17 protein-coding genes are annotated in these 19716 nt (G+C 41.8%); 5 read left to right on the forward strand and 12 right to left on the reverse strand.

From position 1 onward, the window contains the following. The first annotated feature begins 140 nt into the window (after nt 1-140). A complete protein-coding gene (locus AC6JA8_RS10315; protein WP_497973718.1) occupies nt 141-1364 on the forward strand; it encodes a hypothetical protein in 1224 nt (407 codons plus the stop codon). Nucleotides 1365-1453: 89 nt separating this feature from the next. Continuing rightward, nucleotides 1454-2995, forward strand: a complete 1542-nt coding sequence (locus AC6JA8_RS10320) for a fibronectin type III domain-containing protein (RefSeq protein WP_497973719.1) — start codon at nt 1454-1456, stop codon at nt 2993-2995. Nucleotides 2996-2998: 3 nt separating this feature from the next. Here the strand turns inward: AC6JA8_RS10320 and AC6JA8_RS10325 are convergent, their stop codons facing one another. The 4 genes from AC6JA8_RS10325 to AC6JA8_RS10340 form a co-directional block, all read right to left on the reverse strand. After that, complete coding sequence (locus tag AC6JA8_RS10325) at nt 2999-3277, reverse strand: hypothetical protein (protein WP_102243739.1); 279 nt, start codon at nt 3275-3277, stop codon at nt 2999-3001. Next, on the reverse strand, nt 3261-4091 hold the full coding sequence (locus AC6JA8_RS10330) for a ParA family protein (protein WP_497973720.1): 831 nt from the start codon (nt 4089-4091) through the stop codon (nt 3261-3263). The genes AC6JA8_RS10325 and AC6JA8_RS10330 overlap by 17 nt, the downstream gene beginning before the upstream one ends. Nucleotides 4092-4103: 12 nt before the next feature. Further along, nucleotides 4104-4442 carry a DMT family protein gene (locus AC6JA8_RS10335; protein WP_497973721.1) on the reverse strand — a complete coding sequence of 113 codons (339 nt, stop codon included), beginning with the start codon at nt 4440-4442 and terminating at the stop codon, nt 4104-4106. 62 nt (nt 4443-4504) lie between these two features. Beyond that, entirely contained in the window at nt 4505-9904 is a 5400-nt protein-coding gene (locus tag AC6JA8_RS10340) for a hypothetical protein (RefSeq protein WP_497973722.1), read from the reverse strand. 197 nt (nt 9905-10101) lie between these two features. Between AC6JA8_RS10340 and AC6JA8_RS10345 the strand changes: the two genes are divergently transcribed. Beyond that, entirely contained in the window at nt 10102-11019 is a 918-nt protein-coding gene (locus AC6JA8_RS10345; protein WP_497973723.1) for a hypothetical protein, read from the forward strand. A 51-nt stretch (nt 11020-11070) separates the two neighbouring features. Here AC6JA8_RS10345 and AC6JA8_RS10350 read toward each other — a convergent pair whose 3' ends face one another. The 8 genes from AC6JA8_RS10350 to AC6JA8_RS10385 all read right to left on the reverse strand — a co-directional run bounded on the left by AC6JA8_RS10350 (nt 11071) and on the right by AC6JA8_RS10385 (nt 17802). Beyond that, nucleotides 11071-12774, reverse strand: a complete 1704-nt coding sequence (locus AC6JA8_RS10350; protein WP_497973724.1) for a HAMP domain-containing methyl-accepting chemotaxis protein — start codon at nt 12772-12774, stop codon at nt 11071-11073. Nucleotides 12775-12794: 20 nt separating this feature from the next. Then, nucleotides 12795-13241 carry a chemotaxis protein CheW gene (locus AC6JA8_RS10355; protein WP_497973725.1) on the reverse strand — a complete coding sequence of 149 codons (447 nt, stop codon included), beginning with the start codon at nt 13239-13241 and terminating at the stop codon, nt 12795-12797. A gap of 184 nt (nt 13242-13425) precedes the next feature. After that, nucleotides 13426-14367 (reverse strand): isopenicillin N synthase family dioxygenase, encoded by a 942-nt coding sequence (locus AC6JA8_RS10360; protein WP_497973726.1) that lies wholly within the window; start codon nt 14365-14367, stop codon nt 13426-13428. A 182-nt stretch (nt 14368-14549) separates the two neighbouring features. Beyond that, entirely contained in the window at nt 14550-15233 is a 684-nt protein-coding gene (locus tag AC6JA8_RS10365; RefSeq protein ID WP_497973727.1) for a YggS family pyridoxal phosphate-dependent enzyme, read from the reverse strand. After that, nucleotides 15220-15540 (reverse strand): hypothetical protein, encoded by a 321-nt coding sequence (locus AC6JA8_RS10370; protein ID WP_497973728.1) that lies wholly within the window; start codon nt 15538-15540, stop codon nt 15220-15222. The genes AC6JA8_RS10365 and AC6JA8_RS10370 overlap by 14 nt, the downstream gene beginning before the upstream one ends. 18 nt (nt 15541-15558) lie before the next feature. After that, the gene (locus tag AC6JA8_RS10375) at nt 15559-15984 is read right to left on the reverse strand and encodes a type II toxin-antitoxin system RatA family toxin (RefSeq protein ID WP_497973729.1); all 426 of its coding nucleotides are present in this window, start codon (nt 15982-15984) and stop codon (nt 15559-15561) included. Between the two features lie 32 nt (nt 15985-16016). Beyond that, nucleotides 16017-16970, reverse strand: coding sequence for a class II fructose-bisphosphatase (glpX, locus tag AC6JA8_RS10380; protein ID WP_102243755.1), 954 nt, complete (start codon nt 16968-16970; stop codon nt 16017-16019). Nucleotides 16971-17079: 109 nt separating this feature from the next. Beyond that, nucleotides 17080-17802, reverse strand: a complete 723-nt coding sequence (locus tag AC6JA8_RS10385) for a PilZ domain-containing protein (protein WP_497973730.1) — start codon at nt 17800-17802, stop codon at nt 17080-17082. Nucleotides 17803-17872: 70 nt separating this feature from the next. Here AC6JA8_RS10385 and pgsA point away from each other — a divergent pair, with 70 nt between their 5' ends. Both pgsA and serB read left to right on the forward strand, forming a co-directional pair. Next, nucleotides 17873-18517 (forward strand): CDP-diacylglycerol--glycerol-3-phosphate 3-phosphatidyltransferase, encoded by a 645-nt coding sequence (gene pgsA / locus AC6JA8_RS10390; RefSeq protein WP_102243757.1) that lies wholly within the window; start codon nt 17873-17875, stop codon nt 18515-18517. Beyond that, on the forward strand, nt 18501-19703 hold the full coding sequence (serB, locus tag AC6JA8_RS10395; RefSeq protein ID WP_497973731.1) for a phosphoserine phosphatase SerB: 1203 nt from the start codon (nt 18501-18503) through the stop codon (nt 19701-19703). The genes pgsA and serB overlap by 17 nt, the downstream gene beginning before the upstream one ends. Nucleotides 19704-19716: the final 13 nt, after the last annotated feature.

The following is a 19716-nucleotide window of genomic DNA, read 5'->3' on the forward strand; positions in this document are numbered from 1 at the left end:
TCCAAACGGCCAGCTGTCTAAACTTTAGACACCCTTCTTAAAGTTCCCCCGGCAATACCACAATAAAACATCCCCCAGGACTAGGCATCCGCTTTGCTTAAAGCATTGATAAGTTATACCACTTAATCGGAGCTCCATTTATGAAAACATGGGTTTTATCTGCCTCTGTACTGGTCTTTTCTCCAGTTGTCCTGGCCGCTAAAAAAACGCCCTTAGAAGAGATTAAAGAGCTTCAGACAAGCCTGGTTAAAAGCAAAAGCTCAATCGATAATCTGCTTGCTAACCGCGCTCATGTTATTCCAAACGAAAATTACACTCAATCGGCATCCTCTGTTGTTCGACAAGTCTCACTCGCTGCCATTAGAGAAGGAGAAAAAGAAAATGTCTTCTTTGGCCCCGAAGCGATGGCCAGCTTAATTAAAAACAGCTCAACCGTTTACAAAGAAGAATCCGCACTCCGCGATGCTAAAGAAAAAATTTACTCATTGGCCGTGGTTAATCCTGATCATTTAAAAGTTTTCCAAAAAGCACAGGAAGAACTAAAAAAAACACTTAACGAAGAAGACCGTGTCAGTAGAATTCTTGGAAAATACATTGAGTATTCAATGAAGGCCCAAAGGTATATCACTTTTAAAGAGGCCGATCAGCTGTCAAACCAGATCGCTAAAATGAACAGCGATCTGCAAGAGCTAGAAGAGCTCTCAGTAAAACTCTCACTAAAAGAGCAGGCCGTTCTTACAAACTTTCAGAAATCAATGAACGAATGGATGAATAAAAAACTGGTGTTTGTCACTGTCGCCAGAAATGGTTTTGCCATTGATATGAAAAAAGACTTTTACGTCTACATTCCGGGCGTCAACATCGTCAGGTCTGCCTACTTAAACAAAGATTACTCTCCACAAAACGTCTCTAATATTCTTAGGAAAGCATTAACTGATTCAATTATCGAAAGACAGGCTGACGGCCATTGGGATGATTTCCAGATTACCGTAAAAAAGAATAAAACAGACCTAGGCCTCTTTGAAAGCGCTTACGATAAATACAAATTTCCGGTGAAGGAAGTTAACCAAATTAAAGTTGTCGTGCGTTCAGATTTAAAAGCTGCGACGATTTCAACGAGCAAATTTTCTTTTGATGTCGCCCTTGCTTACCAGGAGCACACTAGTTTTATGATCTCTCAGGAAGGAAAACAATTATACGATCACGCCTATAGTTACGAATCAAATTACTACAACACTTCATACGATGTGAAAGCACTTCTGGCACTGACAGGTATTTCAGAAGTATCAATGAAAGAGCTCTACCGCAATTATGGACAAGATTACTTCAGTAACGCAAAAGATGCAGTATTATCCATTAAATAAACGCCTAACCATAAGAGGGACACTCACCTGAGTGACCCTCTCCCCTAATATTAAGTAAATACTTACTTTGCCGATAAAGTACCATCACTATGGGAATCAAAACGGCCACAAGTCTATTTTTTCTTTCCACCATGCTGCTTGTTTCAAGTTGCGTGGAGAACCCTATTAAAATTGACCGCAAGCCGGTTGAAACCGATGCAAAAACCGACGGTGGAACTTCTGGTGGCACTACCACTAATGGAGTCGATTCATCTTTAGTTTTTGCAGGGATCACGTCTATCGCGCACACTGATTCAACTGTGACTTTAAACTGGACAGCACACGCCAGCGCTATCGCTTATGATGTCTACGACATTGTAGCAGGTCTTCCGGTATTAAAACTTACAGTCGTAGGCCAGGCTTCAAATACGACCACGATCAGTGGTCTGACTCCAGGGAACACATATTCATACCGCGTACGACTTCGCACGAATGTTGGGACAAGTGATGCCAACACTAACAACCAATCAGCAACTCTTGATACCCAAAGCTCCGGGCCAAGCTCTCTGACAAGAATTGCACCAGGTGCCGCTTCAAGTTCAGCGAGTACAGCAACTATTAGAGTTGCCGGCATAAAATCAGGCGAGATCGTTCACCTGTTTTCTGATTCTTCATGTACAAATGAAGTCGCAACAGGCACGGCCACATCATCAAGCATTGATTTAGTCTCAAGTACTCTTCCTTTGGGTCTTGCTACTTTTGCTGTTCAGATTGAAAACTCTCTGGGGAATTTATCAACTTGTTCGACCGCCACAGCGACATTCACTAGAACATGCCCGCAAACCTTTGGTGACTTCCTTCAAGTCCCTGCTGACAATACCGTTGGTGTCTCGGCAGACTTTTGTGTCATGAAATATGAAGCACGCATTTATAACAACAAACCTTTTTCAGGCAGTGCAGGTGCGGCCTGGAATTACATTTCACAAATCAATGCGCGCACCGCCTGTGCAGCTCTTGGAAGTGGTTACGGCCTGATCTCCAATCCTGAATGGCAAGCAGTGGCCAGAAACATTGAAGACCAAAGCAGCAACTGGCTCAACGGTGTAAAAGGGACAGATTATTTAAATCGTGGGTGGAGTGCCAGCAACTGGTCTGATGGATTTGACAATAACACCACTGCACCCTCAAGTGCCGCGAACTGTCTTTATAATACTGCCGCCAACACTTGTGCAGGAGCGGGAACATTCGTGCACAAGCGAACTCACAGGCTTTCAACGGGTGAAGATATTTGGGACATTTCAGGGAACGTTGAAGAATGGGTTGACTGGAGTGTGACTTGTAACGGGACAACTTGTGATAAGGCCTATAAGAATGGCGACACTGTCGATTACTGGCGCGACTACGCTGAGCTCGACACAAAAATCAGCTCAAGTGATGTCATCAACATCAATACGGCCTTCTCGGCCCATCCAGCTTATAATTATAATAATTACGTCGGCTCTTATAACCCAGCTTCATTGACAGATAGAGAAGCCGTCATGAGAGGCGGGGCCTGGTATAATGGTGGAGTCGGGGGTATTTTCAACCTAAGTTTCTACGATCCAACTCTGGCCTACGAGCAATTTGGATTCCGCTGTACTTATCGCCCTTAAAAATTAAGCTTTCTTTTTTTGCATTAACTGCTGAGCTTGAAACATTAGCTCAATAGCTTTTTCGAAAATAGCATCAAAGATTTTTTTCACTTCAAGAAACATCGGGTACGACGTCACCTGCGATAAAAACATCTGCATGATGCTCTCTAAGATAGGAATTAATTGATCAAGACCAGTCTTCTTTAAAATCAAATCTAAGATACTGTTAGCTGCTTCCACGTCAACTCCATTGTTGCTGACAACGTATAGCGGATTAGAACTTTTTTTATTGTTGTCTGACATTTGCCCACTCCTCGATCTTATCGGCGATTCCCGTGAACTTCTCGCGAAGCTCATTAAAATCCTGCCCCTTAAAATCAAAAACGGATTTTCTTCCTGATAGTGATTTTACAAGACCTGCTTTATTTAAAAAAGGCGAGAAGACTTTCCCCTCTCCAATTTCCTGATCTACGATCTCAATAATTTTTGTCAAATCATCATTTTCTTGTTTTCGTCTCAAATCAACCAAATTAGGCACATGAAGAACGATATCCGGAGATTTTACGATTCCCATATCAGAGATGTCGGACAATACCTGATAGAAATGCTCTAGCCCTTTCTGTGAAAAATCATCCGCCTTAAATGGAATGATCACCCCGTCGCTGGCACAAAGAGCGTTGATCACTAAAAGCCCTAGTGTCGGCGGGCAATCAATCACGATATAGTCATAGCGGTCTTTAAGCGTGTTGATCTCTAAAAATTTTCTCAGAATCAGCTGTCTTGGAGCATTGATTCCGGCCACTGTTAAATCAAATCCTGAAAGCTCCTGGCCTCCTGGGATCAAATCGACAACCGCGTTTCCTTTTGAGTAATGAAGAATTTCCGAGAGCATCGCCGGAACGTGGATCATCTTTAATTCTTTAATCGAGTTGATTAAAAGGTGGTGAAGGTTGTAATTATTTTTTGCTTCAAATAAAAGAGTGAGATTCGCTTGAGGATCAAGATCGATTGCCAGGACCTTCTTTCCTTTTTGCGCCAACGCAAAGGCTGTATTGAAGGCCATGGTCGTTTTACCAACGCCACCTTTTTGATTGATGAAACTAATAATTTTTCCCATCTCTTCCCTCTTTTAGACTCTGTCCCTGAACATAAAAAACGCCGCCATCACCAGACAAAGACTGGCGTAGAGAAAGTTTTTTGTCAGCGGAACTTTCATATATAAAACGGCAAAAAGCCCAAAGACAGTCATCGTAATAACTTCCTGAGCGACTTTAAGCTGGGCGATATTCATGTGCTGGATTCCTATCCTGTTGGCCGGAACCTGAAAGCAGTATTCGAAAAAAGCGATTCCCCATGAAACGAGAATAACCATCCATAATTTTGAATGCTGATTGCTTTTTAAATGCCCGTACCAGGCAAACGTCATAAAGAGGTTAGAAATAACCAGAAGGCCTAAACTTTGAAACATTAAACAACTTCCTTGTGTCTTAACAAGGATAGTTTAGCGAAGAAAAAGTGGGGAGACAATGCTTAATAAGGGTATGTGTGTTTTGCGTCCGAAGCATAGCCGCTGACTGGGATAATACAGCGCATACCGATGTCTGAGCGTTTATCATTTTCAGGGACAAGCTCCGAAGTGTATCGTCCGGCCAGATTTCCAGAACGGTAACTACCACCAACGGCGAAAGAACCAATTCCAGTGCCCGCATTAACAGCTGCACCATTGACGATAATACCATCCTCATGAAGTTTATTTGTTGTAATCCCAGAAGAAGGACCAATGTTTAAAATCCAAGGAAGGGCCGCTGAATCTTCATAGGCCGTCATGCTATCAATATCGCCATTAATTGGTAGAGCTAACGGGAAAGAGAATTTTGTCGCTCCAAATAGTTGGTCAGAGAATGTCCATTGAGTTAACCATGCGTCTGTTCCCGCAACCGTTCCACTTCCATCTGCATCGTTATATGGACCAGATTTTAAATCAAAGGCATACGGTGTTCCAGCTCCATCGAAGTCATAAGCCTCATACGATGAACCAGTAACTGGAGTACAAACATAGGCCGAAGAACAGTCCATTTGATCTTTTGTCCACTCCGCAACGTTTCCATATAAATCCTGAATTCCAAAACGAGACACGCAAGCTTCAGTACCTCTACTGCTTGCCCATGCGATGGAACCAGTATAAAGCGACTTAATTCCTGATGAAGCCGTTCCTGGAAGTGAGTAGATAAAACTTGTCGATGGAATGGCCGAATCTGTATAGGCCGTCTCCAATCCGCTTGCTGCACTTCCGTTACAGCGAGATGTTACATTGAGCGAGAAACCTTGTTCCATTTCTGTAATTTCTGGATCGGTAATGTTTAGTTTATGAGAAGCATACCCCATGTAATCTTTTTTATCTGGCAGTGATACAGCTCCAAAAGTCAGTCCTGGAACGGTTGCATTAGCAGCATTCTTTACTGTTGGTACAGTAGGGGCCGTTCTTGCTGAACAAATAGCGACTGCTTTTGATTGAGTCACATTAACTAGAGGAGCATTTAAAGCAGAGTTTAAAATATTAGCAATGCTGGCCACAGCTGTTGCTTCAACTGTTTCCCATGTTGAACCGCCAGCACTGCGGTAACATGTCCCCGTTCCACGGTCATAATAAAGTCCATTAGCAGGGACAACATGTCCTACTGCTGCCGCATTGTAAGTAGGAGCTCCAATACCAACACATCCGTTAGCTGTACAAGCTGGTGCGGCCGCATATGGACATCCTAACTCTTGAGTGTCAACAAGCAGGTCTCTTCCATAATCATAATAACCCGATGAAGTACCTGGCCCGATATAAGGACAACGGAAATTGTTAGATGTATCAACATAATTAGGGCTTGTTGATGTTGTAATATTCATTCCGTTACAAATTTCTTGGTTGACGATCCAACGATGAACAAAAGCATAATTACTAGGTGCCGCCATGACACGAACTTCAGAGAAAATCTCTGGCGTATATGTCGGGAAATTTCTTCTATTTTCAACTGGACGGACAACATAGAAATACACTTTTCCTGCAACTGCTGTCGTGTCAGTAAAAGTTCTCACACTTGGATCAGCAATAGTAAATACAGATGTTGAATTTGTATTTTTTAGGTGTCCACCTTTAAAGTTATAATCAGTACCGTGCTCACGACGATAGACGTTCCAACCTACAATCTGAACTCCGCTTTCAGGGCCTGAACCAACAACGGTAAAAGGTTTCCATGCTAGAGTAACTTTCGATGGCTGATATAGCGTTGAGTCCCAAACAAGATTTGTTCCACTGTAAACGCTCTGGCGGCATGTTTTATCTTCTACTGTATAATAGAATTGATTAACTGCCGTTGGAGTTGGGGCCGGGTCAGATGCTGCATCTTTAATAAACGGAGCCGCATCCTTCGCAGTGATCTTTGCTCCAATTGAATGAGCTGCTGCTGTCGTTGCATTAACGGCACGAACCAGACCTGTAAATGATGTCGCAGTCTTCGCCGTATAAGTCATTTGCTCTGTATCCACTGTAATTGTTCCCGCTTCCGGAAATCCTGTAGTAGAAACAACATTTAAAACTGTCCCCGATGAAGTAATCGCAATATCAACAGTAGTAATAGCTATCGCTTTGGTAATAGGGCAAGATGTATTGTGATCTACCCAAGTAAATTCCGTAGAACCTGTACTTCTATAACAACGAAGATTAGTTTCATCCCAATAAATTGTATTTTTAGCACTTGGAACAATAGATCCGTTAGGGCTTGTTGTGCCTTTACAATCTTTAAGTACATTGCTTGAACTGCAATTATTTTTATCAGTCGTTACGTTGTAGCCGCAAGAAATATCAGTGGCCGCGACAGGTGCACCAGATTTATTTGTTTTTAAACCGACAGATGAAATATTATTCCATCCCCCATGAAGGGCAGCAATCGGGTGAACAATAAAAGCGAAGCTTTTTGTCACTGCACTTGTACCATCACTAATCGTTACACTGATATTCGCATTTCCAGAAACTCCATCAACAGGATCTAATTTCAAGTAAACTTTATGTAAACTCGCATCGTCAGCTGCTACTGCTTCAAGCATATCGCCAATAGCACGAGATTCACCACTATCTTCAACACCATTGTCATTTAGGTCATAAAAAATGCTAATTGAAGAAACTGGCAGTACGCTGGCATTGTCTGTTGTAATGCTGGAAATGCTCATCGGTTGCAGATCTTCATCCGCTGTAGCGCCATTGTCCTCATCAATAAGGAAGCCTTCTGTTTGAACGTCTCCACCTTCATTTGTCTGAATTGAAGTAAAAAATGATCTGAAAACTGGCGGATCATCAACTGAATTAACAGTTAAAACAAATGTTCCTACTGTTGTATCGACACTTGGTGCTGTTGCTCCACCATTATCTTGAACAGTTACAGTAATTGTAGATGTTCCCGACTTATCAGTCGTCGGAATATAAGAGATTTTATAATTTGTCATAGCTGGATCTAATGCCCAACTTGTGGCAGATGACTTATAACATTTATTGTTTGATGTATTCAGATAGTACTTATTAGCTGCAGAAGGCGTACCTGTTGGTGCAACTGTACCGAACGTCGTTGAGTCAGTAACATTAATATTACAATTGGCAGGATAGGCCGTTAGTGATGGATATAATTTCCAATCCGAAGTCCCTGTTCCCGTCGCAACGTAACAACGAAGATTTGTGATATCGAAATAAAGCGCTCCAACTCCACTTGGCACAACACTCCCAATTGGAGTTGATGTTCCAGGCCTATAATTTACACAGGCTACGTTTGGAATTAAAGTCGGAGCCGAACTCAACAGAGATACTGTTGTTAATTGTGCTGCCTCATATGAACTACCGCTTGGCCTTACATAAATATTTTTGTAACTAACCGATGCCCCTGCTAAGTCTTCGTCAATGCTCATGGCCGAAAGAGGAGTCACAACTGTATCAGAAGCACTGTTGAGCGCAAGTGCAGCGTTACTTAATAATGGTGCATCGTTAACTCCCGTGATCGAGAGCTTAACTCCCTGAGCATTAACTGATGAAGCGCCTAGAGAATCTGTCACTGAGTAATAAAGACATACATCACCATAGAAATCTAAATCTGTATCTACAGTAATTGTCGCTGTACATGTTCCATCGGCCGCACAAGTTGCAACCGCTGGCGCAGGAACATTAACATGAACTTTAGAGTTAGGAGAAATAAAAGGCATGTCTGCTGTCGTCATTGCCGGACACGTCGTCGAAGCTAAAAGAGTTTCGTTCACAACTGCACTAATTGTCATTGGAGATGTATAACTGTCTACATCTTTAAATGATACTGTGATAGAGTGCCCAACTGTTTCTTCGTTAAAAGTCTCTGTATGCGAATATGGCGACCCTAAATAATCTCTGGCGATCATCGGAAGGTCATTCGTCGAAGTCACATTGATCTGAATAGTTCCAGTATTTGTAGAACTAGAAATCCCATTGCTCACTGTGTATTTAATAGTATCAAAAGCATCTACACCACCAGTTAAATAAATTGCTCCTGATGTTGGTACTGCATTATTACTCGCCGATCCACCACTTGCCACAACTAATTTATTGGCCTGTGGATGGTTGTTGATTAGCTCAACGACCTTTAGAGTTGAAGTGATGCCAAGGTTAATATAAACAGTAATAGCATCCCCATTAACTCTTACAAAACTATCTTGGTATGAGGAAACTAAACCGAATGCTTGAGCTCTACTAACTGGTGAATTGCTATCCTGTAAGTCTACATACTCAATAGAGATTTTATTATTTGCATAAGTACCGTTTGCTACGGCCGTAAATACTGCAGGATTAGGCCCTACATTTGGGATTGAAACTGTCGCCGCCGCTGGAGTTGACGTCGTATAGGCATCTCCATTTGCAGGAGTATAAGTACAAGTCGTATCATATTTGCCATTAGTAGAACCTGAGAGATTCATACAGTTTGTGACTGTCCCTTTTGCTGCTGAAACAAAAGTATATTGAAAACTCGCGGCCGCAGTTGAATTGATATCTCCAGCAGCAGGAATCGTAAAATTAATCCCAGTTGCAGTTGATGTATTACTTTCAGCTCCTGTCACATTAAGTGACTTAGCCACAGGCTGTAAATGGGCACTTGCCGTAGACATTGGAGTGATCGTTAAAGAAACGGCCTTAGTAGCACTCTCCCCATCCACATCAGTAATCGTATATGAGAAGCCAGCACTTCCCGATTTGTGAAGTTTTGGTGAAATAGTTGTTGTACAAACACCAGCAGAACACTCACAGCGATTGTTAACCTGAGCCTTAAACGGCGCAAACTCCTGAAGCATTGTTTGCCCTAAGGTATAAAAGTTTTGGACATTAGCTTCACCAGGATGGTTAGTTGCTAGAGATAAAAGGTTTGTAGCGTATGACAAGAAAACTGTCATAGCACTATCAATACTAGATTGAGTGAAACTAGTTCTCATTATTGTTAAAGCATCCAGCATATTTGCTCTATACGTAGCAGCAGTTGCTGTATCTGGAACAGGAATACTATTGGCCAAATTATAAAAGGCCGCATAAACATCGGCAGCTTTATTAGTTAAACCATTATTTAAAAGCAACGGCGACACCGCCTCAACATTCGATGAAATCGCAAACACTTTACAAGAGATGGCCTGGTCCTTATTTGCATCCGTATATGTCAGCGTAATTGTCTTTGGAGTTTCTTCGGCCAGTGTATCAGACGACTTCGTCCCTACCGGCTTATATCTTTGCTCTTCAATACTGTAACAACTTCTCGTCACCGTACTAAATGCTTCGTTCTCTCCACACACAGCTTTTTTCTCCGTGGCCTTCGGCACACAGGCAGACACCACAATCATCAATGTGGCGAGCTTAAAAGTGTTGATAAAACTTCTTTTCAGTAGCATCTAGTCGTAACTCCTCAACTACTTATCGCAAAATATGATGTGACCTTTACTATTTTATCTCCTACATCCATTGTCAGGTACCTTTCTTTCCCATTGGAGAACCCCCTATAAAAACCGAGTGTTCCGGACAGTCTCTCCTAAGGGGTGGAAAAAAAAGTGTGTCTTTTTATTGGCGGGCCCCATGGTAGAATATAAGTATGAAAAAACACTCTACCTTACTGTTTCTGTTTGGAATTCTCACTTTTTCTCCCGTAAATAATTCTTACGCAAAAGAAGAACTGACCGTTATTCAAACAGTCTCTAAAGACCGCAGGTCATTTGTAGTGGCCAAAGGGATTAAAGACGGAGTCATGAAAGGCCAGGAAATTATTTTCGCCAACGATAACGTCAGTGTGGTTTGCAAGGCCGCTGAAGTTAACCGCGATTTTTCTCTTTGGGTTCCAGTTGACCGCACAGTCACTATTCCTTTTAACAAAGAAGATATCGTCAGCTCCAACTCTACTGTCTACGGAAACGTGGCCCTGGAAATCGCCAGCGATCCAGGCCTTACTCCTGATATTAACTACAACGAAGTTTACAAAAAATTCAGAGCGCAGAATAACTGGGCCATTAAGGCCAGCTACAATAAAGGTCTGACTCAGTCCTCGTCTTCTGTTGCCGATGAAAAAAACTCGAGCCGCTCGGGCTACAACGTGACGCTGGAATACAACTACCGCTTCTTGCCTGAGTTTGAGATGAGTTTTGGCGCGAGAATGGACAATGAGGTCTACAGGATTGAAAATCCTGAACTGGATATCCCGACGAGAAGAATCATGGGAACGGTGGCAGCGACTTATCATTTTGTAACCTTCTCTGATAACAAAAATAATTTTTATCTCACAGTGGCCGCAGGCCTTGGGAAATCTGAAACGACTGTCGATGACGACAAGAGTTCAGGGCGTGTCACTCTTTTACCAGAGGCCCGCTTGGGATATATGATGCCTTTTTCAAAAAACCTGGCCATGGTTTTTGAAGGAGCTGTTGAATCACTGAGTTCTACAGAAACTTTTTCAGACGGCACAGAACAAACAACGAACATTTTAAACTTCAGAGCGACCATAGGACTTAGGTTCTAATGGCCGCTCTTTATGCCTCTTTTTAAGGCGCCTCTTTTAAAAGTATCTTTCTTAAACTTCTTCAAATCTAGGGTCATTGTTTCCTGGAAGTGAGTAAGACTCTCCAGAAACTTTTTTCATAAATCCCACTGTCGCTTTAACTTCAGGTCTTCTCATTGTCCTGACGTTATCCTTAAGCTCTTCCTTTTGTGCTTCTTCCTCCTGTGCGCCTTTAACTGTCACCACCAGAGTATCAACCACTGACTTCAGCGAATTCGCCTGATATGAAAGAGACTCAGCGGCAGCCGCTGCCTGGGCCGATGTGGCCGCATTTGTCTGAGTCACTTGACCCAGGACATTCATCGCCTTTGTGATCTCTAAAACACCGCTAGATTGCTCTTCACAGGCCACAGCGATTTCATCTGTCATGCTCGTAACCTCAGAAACTTTATGAACGATCTCTTCCAGGACATCTCCACATTCTTTAGCAACCATTGTCCCCGATTCAATTTTCTCTTTTCCTTTACCAATCAGTCCCTCAACCTGAGTCGCTGTGTTTTTTACAATGCTCTCTACCTGATGAATACTTTCTTCCAGCATTTTAGAAATTTCTAGCGAAGCATTCCCTGAAACCTGTGCCAGCTTTCCAACTTCTTCAGCAACAACCGCAAACCCTTTTCCATGTTCACCAGCTCTGGCCGCTTCAACTGAAGCGTTGAAAGAGAGAAGTTTTGTCTGGAAAACGATGTCGTTAATAATTTGAGTTTTCTTAGAAATCTCACTAATCACTTCAACAATTTTTGAGATCTCAGCATTACTATGATTGATCTGCTTCATAATATCAGTATTCGAGTCATTAATTTCGTTAATCGCCATAATCATGTTGTCGACAACTTCTTTCCCTTTAGAAGCACTTCCACGGCTGTCTAAGGCCATCTGGCTGGCGCGTTTAGCGTAGTCAGAGTTTTTCTGCACCATTGTGCTCATTTCCTGGATTGAGGCCGCAGTTTCTTCCAGAGAAGCTGACTGTTCAGTGGCCGCAGTTGAGAGCTCTTCAGACGAAGCGGCAATCTGCTGAGAGGCCGAAGTCACCTGCAGAAAATTCTCTGAAAGGTTTTCAATGATCGAGTTCATTGACTTTGAAAGCGCTCTTAAAATAAAAGTTGCAACCCCCAATCCGATAGCGATTGTTAGAAGACTTGAAACCACAAAGAAAATCTTTGCTTCATCATAGTCCTTCTGTGCACTAAGCGCCGCCTGATCAATATCTTTTTCTACCTGAGTGCTTAATCCTTCTAAAATGGTCTCTGCTTCTTTTCTTAATATTCGGCCATGTTCTTCAATCAAGTTTGCCGCTTCTTTGATTTTTTTATCGTGGGCGAGGTCCTCAACTTTTTGATCCAAGACAAACCATTCTTGATAGATTTTCTCAAAAGAAAGAAGAGATTGCAGCTCTTCGCCTTTTAAGACACTCTTTCCTTCTTTAATAAGCGCTTTAATTTCTTCATCGCGCTTTTCAATTGATTCTTGTGCCGTCTTAAAAGCACCTTCTTCAACATTGACGATATAGTTCTTCTCAATACTCTGTTGCAGATAAAACTTCTCTAACAGTGCTTGCGTTTTATTGGCCTTATTCATTTGAACAATACTAATGTCCTGAAGAACATTATTAATTTTATTCATTTGATAAAAGCCGTTAAAAGCAACGGCGCCAATTCCAAAGACGAGAAAACCCATGGCTAAGTAAACCTTGGCATTCAAACTCCAGTTCTTCATTGTAAACCCCTATTAATTTTTTAAGCGACGAGTTTTAGCTCGTGAGTATGCACACCACTGCCCAACATCTCTTCGAGATTTATGAGTAGGTGTAGTCTTTCGTTGTCACTGATGACTCCCTCAATATAATTTTTTTTGAATGCGATGAGATTCTCAGAAACAGGTTTGATCTCATCTGCTTCGGCGTCCAGGATATTAGAGACTGAATCGACTAAGACTCCAATGAGTTTTTCTTTGATCTCTAATATGATGATCGTCTTTCTATAATTGTTTTCGTCCGATCTTAAGTTTAACTTAAGACATAGATCAACAATCGGAATAATTATTCCGCGAACATTTATAATACCGCTTAAATGATTTGGATTGAGAGGAACAGGAGTAATATTTTTATCTGCAATCACTTCTTTAATTTTTAATATCGAAACCGCATAAAAATTATTTTCTAAACGAAACGAAATGTATTTCATAAATCCCCCTCGAGAAATAGTTTAGTAAGGGAATGTTAAAAGATTATGGAGCTGGTAATTTTAAGGAATTAGGAGAGAAACTAAATAGATTTTCCTTCGACGGTAGCTTGAACTCTTAAAAAGCGAAGACGACTCTTCTTCCTTTCTACAAAATAAAAAGGCCCCACTGGGGCCTTTTTTCAAGCTACTTAATTAGACCAATCTCTCTCAATCTCTGAGTTAAGAAATCCCCAGCAGTGATTTCTGGCTCTGGAGTTCTTCCACCAGCGCTCTCGCAAGAAGGAATGCACTTTAAAATAGCATTTGAGTGTGGGTGAACAAAGAACGGCATAGAGAATCTTGCAGACCCGTCATCAGAAGGGTTGATTACTCTGTGAGTTGTCGAAGGAAGAACATTGTTTGTAATTCTCGACATCATATCCCCTGTATCAACGACGATTTCACCTGGGCGAGACTCTACGTCTAACCAAGTTCCATCGCGCTCAAGAAGTTGAAGTCCTGAATCAGTCGCTCCAACCAGCATTGTGATAAGGTTAATATCTTCGTGAGCAGCAGCTCTGATTGAGTTCTTTGTATCCTGCCCTTTTGTAGGTGGGTAGTGGATCATACGAACGATTGAGTTTCCGTCGTGAATCATGTTTGAGAAATAATCACTTGGTACATCAAGACCTTTCCCGATTGCTTCAAGTAGAGTCACTGATGTTGCATCCATGGCTTCGTAAAGCTCGATGAATGTCTTTTTTAGTTCAGCCACTTCTGTTGGCCAGACGTTCTCAGGGTAAACACCTTTGTATGCGCTTGTTGCTGCCAGCTCACGTCCAACGTGCCAGAACTCTTTTAGGTCCGGGTTCTTGTTGTCTTTAGCGTGTTCTGTTTTAAAAGGAGTGTATCCGCGTTGTCCGCCGTTATTTCCTTTGTATTTAATTTTTGTTTCAAGAGGAAGATCAAAGAATTCTTTTACCAGCTCGTAAGCGCGGTCAATTTTCTTTTGCTCAACTGTGTGGTCTTTTAGAATAATGAATCCGTAGTCTTTAAGACCGCCGAAGATATCATTAACAAATTTTACTTTGTCGTTTTGTGTCCCGTGAACATAACTTAAAAGACTAAGCTCTGGTACCTTTCTCATAAATCCCTCTCAAATTTCGTTTCTTGCACTATAGCAAAGCCCTTCGTTTTCTCCTCATAGAAAAGCCATAGCTACTGTATCTGATTTTTAGATATATCAGGATTTGGTTAAGGGTGCTTAAGTCATGAAAATATTATAGGTTTTGAGGGTCTAAAACACTAAAAACATGAGGAATGTCGGCCTTATTTAAAGATAGCAGAGCCCACCCGGATATAATCCGCCCCCTCCCTGAGGGCCATTCTATAATCCTGGCTCATGCCCATTGAGAGCTTTAAATCTGAAAGCCCCAGCTCTTTTTGGGCCAGGTCGCGGGCGCTTTTTAAGTCGCGAAAGCACTTTAAAGCGGCAGCTTCAAAGTCATCAGCGCGCACAGACCCCATGGTCATGAGTCCATGAATCGCGAGTTTTGCACTCCCGTGTTTTTTTAAAAGAAGCATGCTCTCAAGCATCTCTTCAACTGTTTCAAATCCGGATTTCTCATCTTCATGAGAAGTGTTGAGCTGGAAGAAAAGTTTTAACTCGTCACCTTTAAACTCTCCTTCTCTCTTGATGATTTCTTCCACGAGTTTTTTTGAACTCACAGAATGAATGCTATAGAGATGAGGAATTTTTAAAAGCTCTTTAACTTTGTTGGATTGAAGGTTTCCAATAAAATGCCAGCGAACATCTTTAAGCCCTCGAGTGGCAAAAGCTGCTGCTTTTTCTTCCAGGTCCTGCACGCGGTTTTCACCAAAATCCATTTGCCCCAGCTCATAGGCCATGGCCACATCATCAATTGGTGAATACTTAGAAACAGCGACAAGAATTGAAGAACCAAGCTCCGCTTTGAGTGAGCGGAGCCTTTGGTCTAAATCAGTTTTGATCATTTTTCTTTTTGAATTTAAACTTCGCTTCAACTTCAACGTCGTAGCGGTCTAAAATATCTGTGGCAATTTTTGAAGCGTCGACTTTCGAAAGATAAGTCTTAATCTCTTCTCTGATTCCATTGGTGAAATCTTCTTTAGCGCCTTTGGCATTCTGGACAAGACCAGAGAGGATTTCTTTTGGCAGAGGAAGATCTTCTAAGATTTTCTTTACCGACTCTTCCGTCATGAATGCAGCACCAACACCAACCGACACTACTTTTTTAATAATGCCTTCGATAGGTGAGCCTTTATTTTCTTTATCACTCATAACACTCGCTCCTTAGTCTTAAACAGATTTAGCGCGTTTAAAAAATGACTGCATCATCACTGGCAAATTCTTTTCTGTTAGAGCAGAAAGGATTGCGTTTGGTGCAAACATTTTGAAATCAACTTCTAAGCTGTAAGTCACTTCAGTTTTGCCGTTACCCAGGTCTTTAAGTGTCCAGTTACCATCATTCTTTTTGAACAGGTCACCTGATTCTAAAACCCATGAAACTTTAGTCGGGCGAGATTGAGTTGTCGCTAAAGTGTATTTGAAACTCTTAATTAAGTTTACCGAGTATTCAACTTTCGCGCTTGTTTCATTCTGACTTAAAACTTTTGTTGAGCTTACGCCATCAACGAAATCAGGGTATTTTGCATAATCGACGATAACGTCGTAAAGCTTGTTGATATCCACATCGACAACTTCAGTTCTAGAGGCACTTGCCATAACATTTTCTCCGTAAAATATTAGTCAGTAAATTAATAACGAGGTTTTGTATCAAAGTGGTGTTCAGCTTCAATGTGCCTAATCGTTCCAGAGCTTGATCTCATAACGATTGAGTGAGTGATTGCTCCCCACGACTTGAATTTTACACCTTGAAGGAAGTTTCCTGTTGTGACTCCAGTCGCAACAAACATCACATTCCCGCGTGCAAGATCGTCTAGTTTGAAAACTTTGTTAAGATCAGTGATTCCCATTTTTTTAGCACGGCCTTTTTCTTCATCGTTTCTCCACTGAAGGATTCCCTGGAAGTCTCCGCCCATACATCTCATCGCTGCTGCTGCAAGAACACCTTCTGGTGCTCCACCGATACCAAAGAGAATATCTACCCCAGAGTTTGGATCACAACACGCGATCGCTGCAGAAACGTCACCGTCTCCGATTAACTGGATACGTGCTCCAGCATCTCTGATTTCCTGAATAAGTTCTTTATGGCGAGGGCGATCTAAAACGATAGCTGTTAAATCGGCGATACGGCATTTTTTTGCTTCAGCAAGACGGCGCAGGTTTTCTTTTGGTGATTCATTGATATCAATCAATCCCTTTCCTTCGCGACCGCAAGCGATTTTTTTCATATAAGTGTCTGGTGCGTGTAGGAAGTTTCCTTTTTCAGCAATGGCCATGACTGAGATTGAGTTGTAACCACCAGTCGCACACACTGTCGTTCCTTCAAGAGGGTCAAGGGCGATTTCTAATTCTGCTCCTTTTCCTGTTCCAACTTTTTCACCAATGTAGAGCATTGGAGCTTCATCGCGCTCACCTTCACCGATAACAACAATAGCATCACATTCAACAGAATCAAGCATTGCTCTCATGGCATCAACAGCGGCCTGGTCTGCAGCTTTTTCATCACCACGACCCATTAGACGGGCCGAAGCGATAGCGGCCATTTCAGTTACACGGACAAATTCCAAAGCAAGGTTACGATTCATTGATTGAACTCCAATTTTGAATAAAAGAGGTAAATGCCCTTTAATTATAAAAGGGTTCTGGGAGTTAGGAAAGAAAAAGTCACCTATGTGCTAGGTGACTTTTCTTGGTTTATCCGCCAAGTTTATAGATTAGAAATTCTTTAGCGTCAGTTGGCAGGTGATCGTCAGAGACTTTTCTCACAACGCCTAAGGCCATTTCGATTTTTTCTGCCACAACAGAGTCGTCAATCTGGAAAACAAACTCATCTTCCAGTGACAGCGGAGTATCTAGGTCTCTTTGAGTCATAACTCGACCTGTTTTTAGACCCACACCTTCTTCCCATTCGATGAAATGCTCCATCATAAGAATTTGAAAGCGCGAAATCCCGGCACTCGCGTGCTCCCAGACATAAAGATCAAGAACGCCATCGGCCTTAAGCCAGAACATCAGGTTATTTGGCAGGTCGATAGACATGTCAGTTTTATGAAGTGGCTTAATATGCGAAACAATATTGTCGAAAGATAAAAACGAGCGCATTTTTTCTTCAAAACTGATGCTCGAATCAAATGCTAGCCCCAATGAAGCTTCGCGCACCCATTGAATTCTCGCCTTAATAGAAACATTGATTCCTCTCCAGTGCAGCTCACCTTCGATCTTTGAGCCCACTTTATAATCATGAGTTCCGTCTTTGAAAGATAGTTGCATCCCTGTAAGCGAAATATCTTTAACTTCAAACACCATTTTAGCGCCTGAAGCTTCTTTGAAAATCATGAAACCAAAGGGAAAACGAGGGAAAACTCTTTTTTCCAGTTCTTGGTAATCGGTTTTAATTAAACTTAAGTGTCTTTCCAATTTTTTCTCCTAGTAAGCTTCACTACTCTTAGGTTAAAATAGAGTTACATTTATTATAAGAAGGAAAAAAATGAGTAACGAGTGGGAAATCGATAACCTTCCAAATCGCTTAACTATGTTCAGAGTGATTCTGATCCCTATTATTGTTTTCTCTATGTTTTCCGTGCTGGTCAACTACGAGTGGGCACGTCAGCATACAAAACTTCTCAACTATGTTGCCGCCTGGACGTTCGTCGCAGCTTCAATCACAGATTTCCTTGATGGCTTTATCGCCAGAAGAAAAAATATCGTTACTGTTTTTGGATCTTTTTTAGACCCCATTGCTGATAAATTTCTGGTGATCTCTGCACTGATTATGCTTTTGGCGATGAACCGCGTGAATGTTTTAGTTGTTTTGATTCTCGTTCTGCGCGAGATGTACATCACTGCCCTTCGCTTGCTGGCCATTGAAAAAGGATTGAGTGTTCCAGTTGGTGCTTTAGGTAAATGGAAAACAGCTACACAGATGGTAGGTGTTCCACTTCTTATGGCCTACGATGTCCCATGGGGAATCGATATGCCATTAATCGGAACGATTCTTATTTATTTAGCTTCAATATTTTCACTTTACTCGGCCGTTGAATATTCATTAGGCCTGGTAGGTAAAATCCAAAAAATTAGAAAAGAAAAAAAACGCAAAAAAAACATAGAGGATGCGAGTGAACCAACTACTTAATGGAAAAACTATTCTTGTTACTGTTAGTGGGCCAGATGGTCCCGGGATCACTGCGCGTTTAATGAGAATCATCAGCCAGTACAATGTCGATGTTCTCGACATGGGACAGGCCGTAACTCACGGGCTTCTTTCTCTAAGTTTCGTACTAGGTTTTAACGGAAACGAAAACAACCACAGTGGTAACGTACTTAAAGACCTGCTCTTTGATGCCAACCTGATGGGGCTTTCTCTTTCTTACAAAGTCGTTGATAAACAAGTCGTGACTCCGGAAATGGAAGGCGAAAAATTTATCGTAACGTGCGTGTCTCCACAAAAAGTGACAGCGAGTTTTGTTGCTGATTTAGCACAAATCCTCGCCAACTATAAAATCAACATCGAACGCATTGATAAAGTAAGCCCAAAAGAATTCTCTTCAATGGAGATTTCGACTTCGATCCCAAAAACTCTGGATAGCAAGGCCCTAAAAGCTGAGCTGATGCAAGTTTCTACTAATCACAAAATCGATGTCGCTTTCTTAAAAGACAATGTCTTTAGAAGAAACAAACGCATGATCGTCTTTGATATGGACTCGACGCTGATTCAAGCAGAAGTTATCGACGAGCTGGCAGAACTTTGTGGCGTGGGAGCTGAAGTTAAAGAGATCACTCATAGAGCAATGAATGGTGAAATTGATTTCGATGAGTCTCTGCGCCTTCGCGTTTCAAAACTAAAAGGTCTTGAAGTCTCTCGCATGCAGGAAGTTTTAGAAAATCTTCCACTTACTCCAGGTGTAGAAGAATTTATTAAAACAATTAAAATCCTAGGATACAAAGTTGCGCTTATTTCCGGGGGATTTACTTTCTTTGCCGATGCTTTAAAAAAGAAACTGGGACTCGACTACTCTTTTGCCAATGAACTTGAAGCCAAAGATGGAGTTCTTACTGGTAACGTGACAGGGACCATCGTCAACGCTAACCAAAAAGCGATCCTGGTAAAACTGATCGCTCAACAAGAAAATATTTCACTAGAGCAAGTCGTAGCTATTGGAGATGGCGCCAATGATCTTCCGATGCTCGCGACTGCGGGACTGGGGATTGCTTTCCACGCTAAAGACGTGGTGAGAAAAGAGGCCCAACAACATCTTTCACACGGGCCAATGACTTCGATTTTATACTTCCTGGGTATTCCGGGACCAAACAGCAATTAAGAGAAAGAGACAT

It is taken from the genome of Bacteriovorax sp. HI3, assembly GCF_059738875.1.

Coding starts and splice junctions, on each gene's coding strand:
- AC6JA8_RS10350 (WP_497973724.1), bottom strand. CDS start 12,774: ATGAAGAACTGGAGTTTGAATGCCAAGGTTTACTTAGCCATGGGTTTT.
- AC6JA8_RS10365 (WP_497973727.1), bottom strand. CDS start 15,233: ATGATCAAAACTGATTTAGACCAAAGGCTCCGCTCACTCAAAGCGGAG.
- AC6JA8_RS10360 (WP_497973726.1), bottom strand. CDS start 14,367: ATGAGAAAGGTACCAGAGCTTAGTCTTTTAAGTTATGTTCACGGGACA.
- AC6JA8_RS10375 (WP_497973729.1), bottom strand. CDS start 15,984: ATGGCAAGTGCCTCTAGAACTGAAGTTGTCGATGTGGATATCAACAAG.
- glpX (WP_102243755.1), bottom strand. CDS start 16,970: ATGAATCGTAACCTTGCTTTGGAATTTGTCCGTGTAACTGAAATGGCC.
- AC6JA8_RS10335 (WP_497973721.1), bottom strand. CDS start 4,442: ATGTTTCAAAGTTTAGGCCTTCTGGTTATTTCTAACCTCTTTATGACG.
- AC6JA8_RS10330 (WP_497973720.1), bottom strand. CDS start 4,091: ATGGGAAAAATTATTAGTTTCATCAATCAAAAAGGTGGCGTTGGTAAA.
- AC6JA8_RS10355 (WP_497973725.1), bottom strand. CDS start 13,241: ATGAAATACATTTCGTTTCGTTTAGAAAATAATTTTTATGCGGTTTCG.
- AC6JA8_RS10325 (WP_102243739.1), bottom strand. CDS start 3,277: ATGTCAGACAACAATAAAAAAAGTTCTAATCCGCTATACGTTGTCAGC.
- AC6JA8_RS10370 (WP_497973728.1), bottom strand. CDS start 15,540: ATGAGTGATAAAGAAAATAAAGGCTCACCTATCGAAGGCATTATTAAA.
- AC6JA8_RS10340 (WP_497973722.1), bottom strand. CDS start 9,904: ATGCTACTGAAAAGAAGTTTTATCAACACTTTTAAGCTCGCCACATTG.
- pgsA (WP_102243757.1), top strand. CDS start 17,873: ATGAGTAACGAGTGGGAAATCGATAACCTTCCAAATCGCTTAACTATG.
- AC6JA8_RS10315 (WP_497973718.1), top strand. CDS start 141: ATGAAAACATGGGTTTTATCTGCCTCTGTACTGGTCTTTTCTCCAGTT.
- AC6JA8_RS10345 (WP_497973723.1), top strand. CDS start 10,102: ATGAAAAAACACTCTACCTTACTGTTTCTGTTTGGAATTCTCACTTTT.
- AC6JA8_RS10320 (WP_497973719.1), top strand. CDS start 1,454: ATGGGAATCAAAACGGCCACAAGTCTATTTTTTCTTTCCACCATGCTG.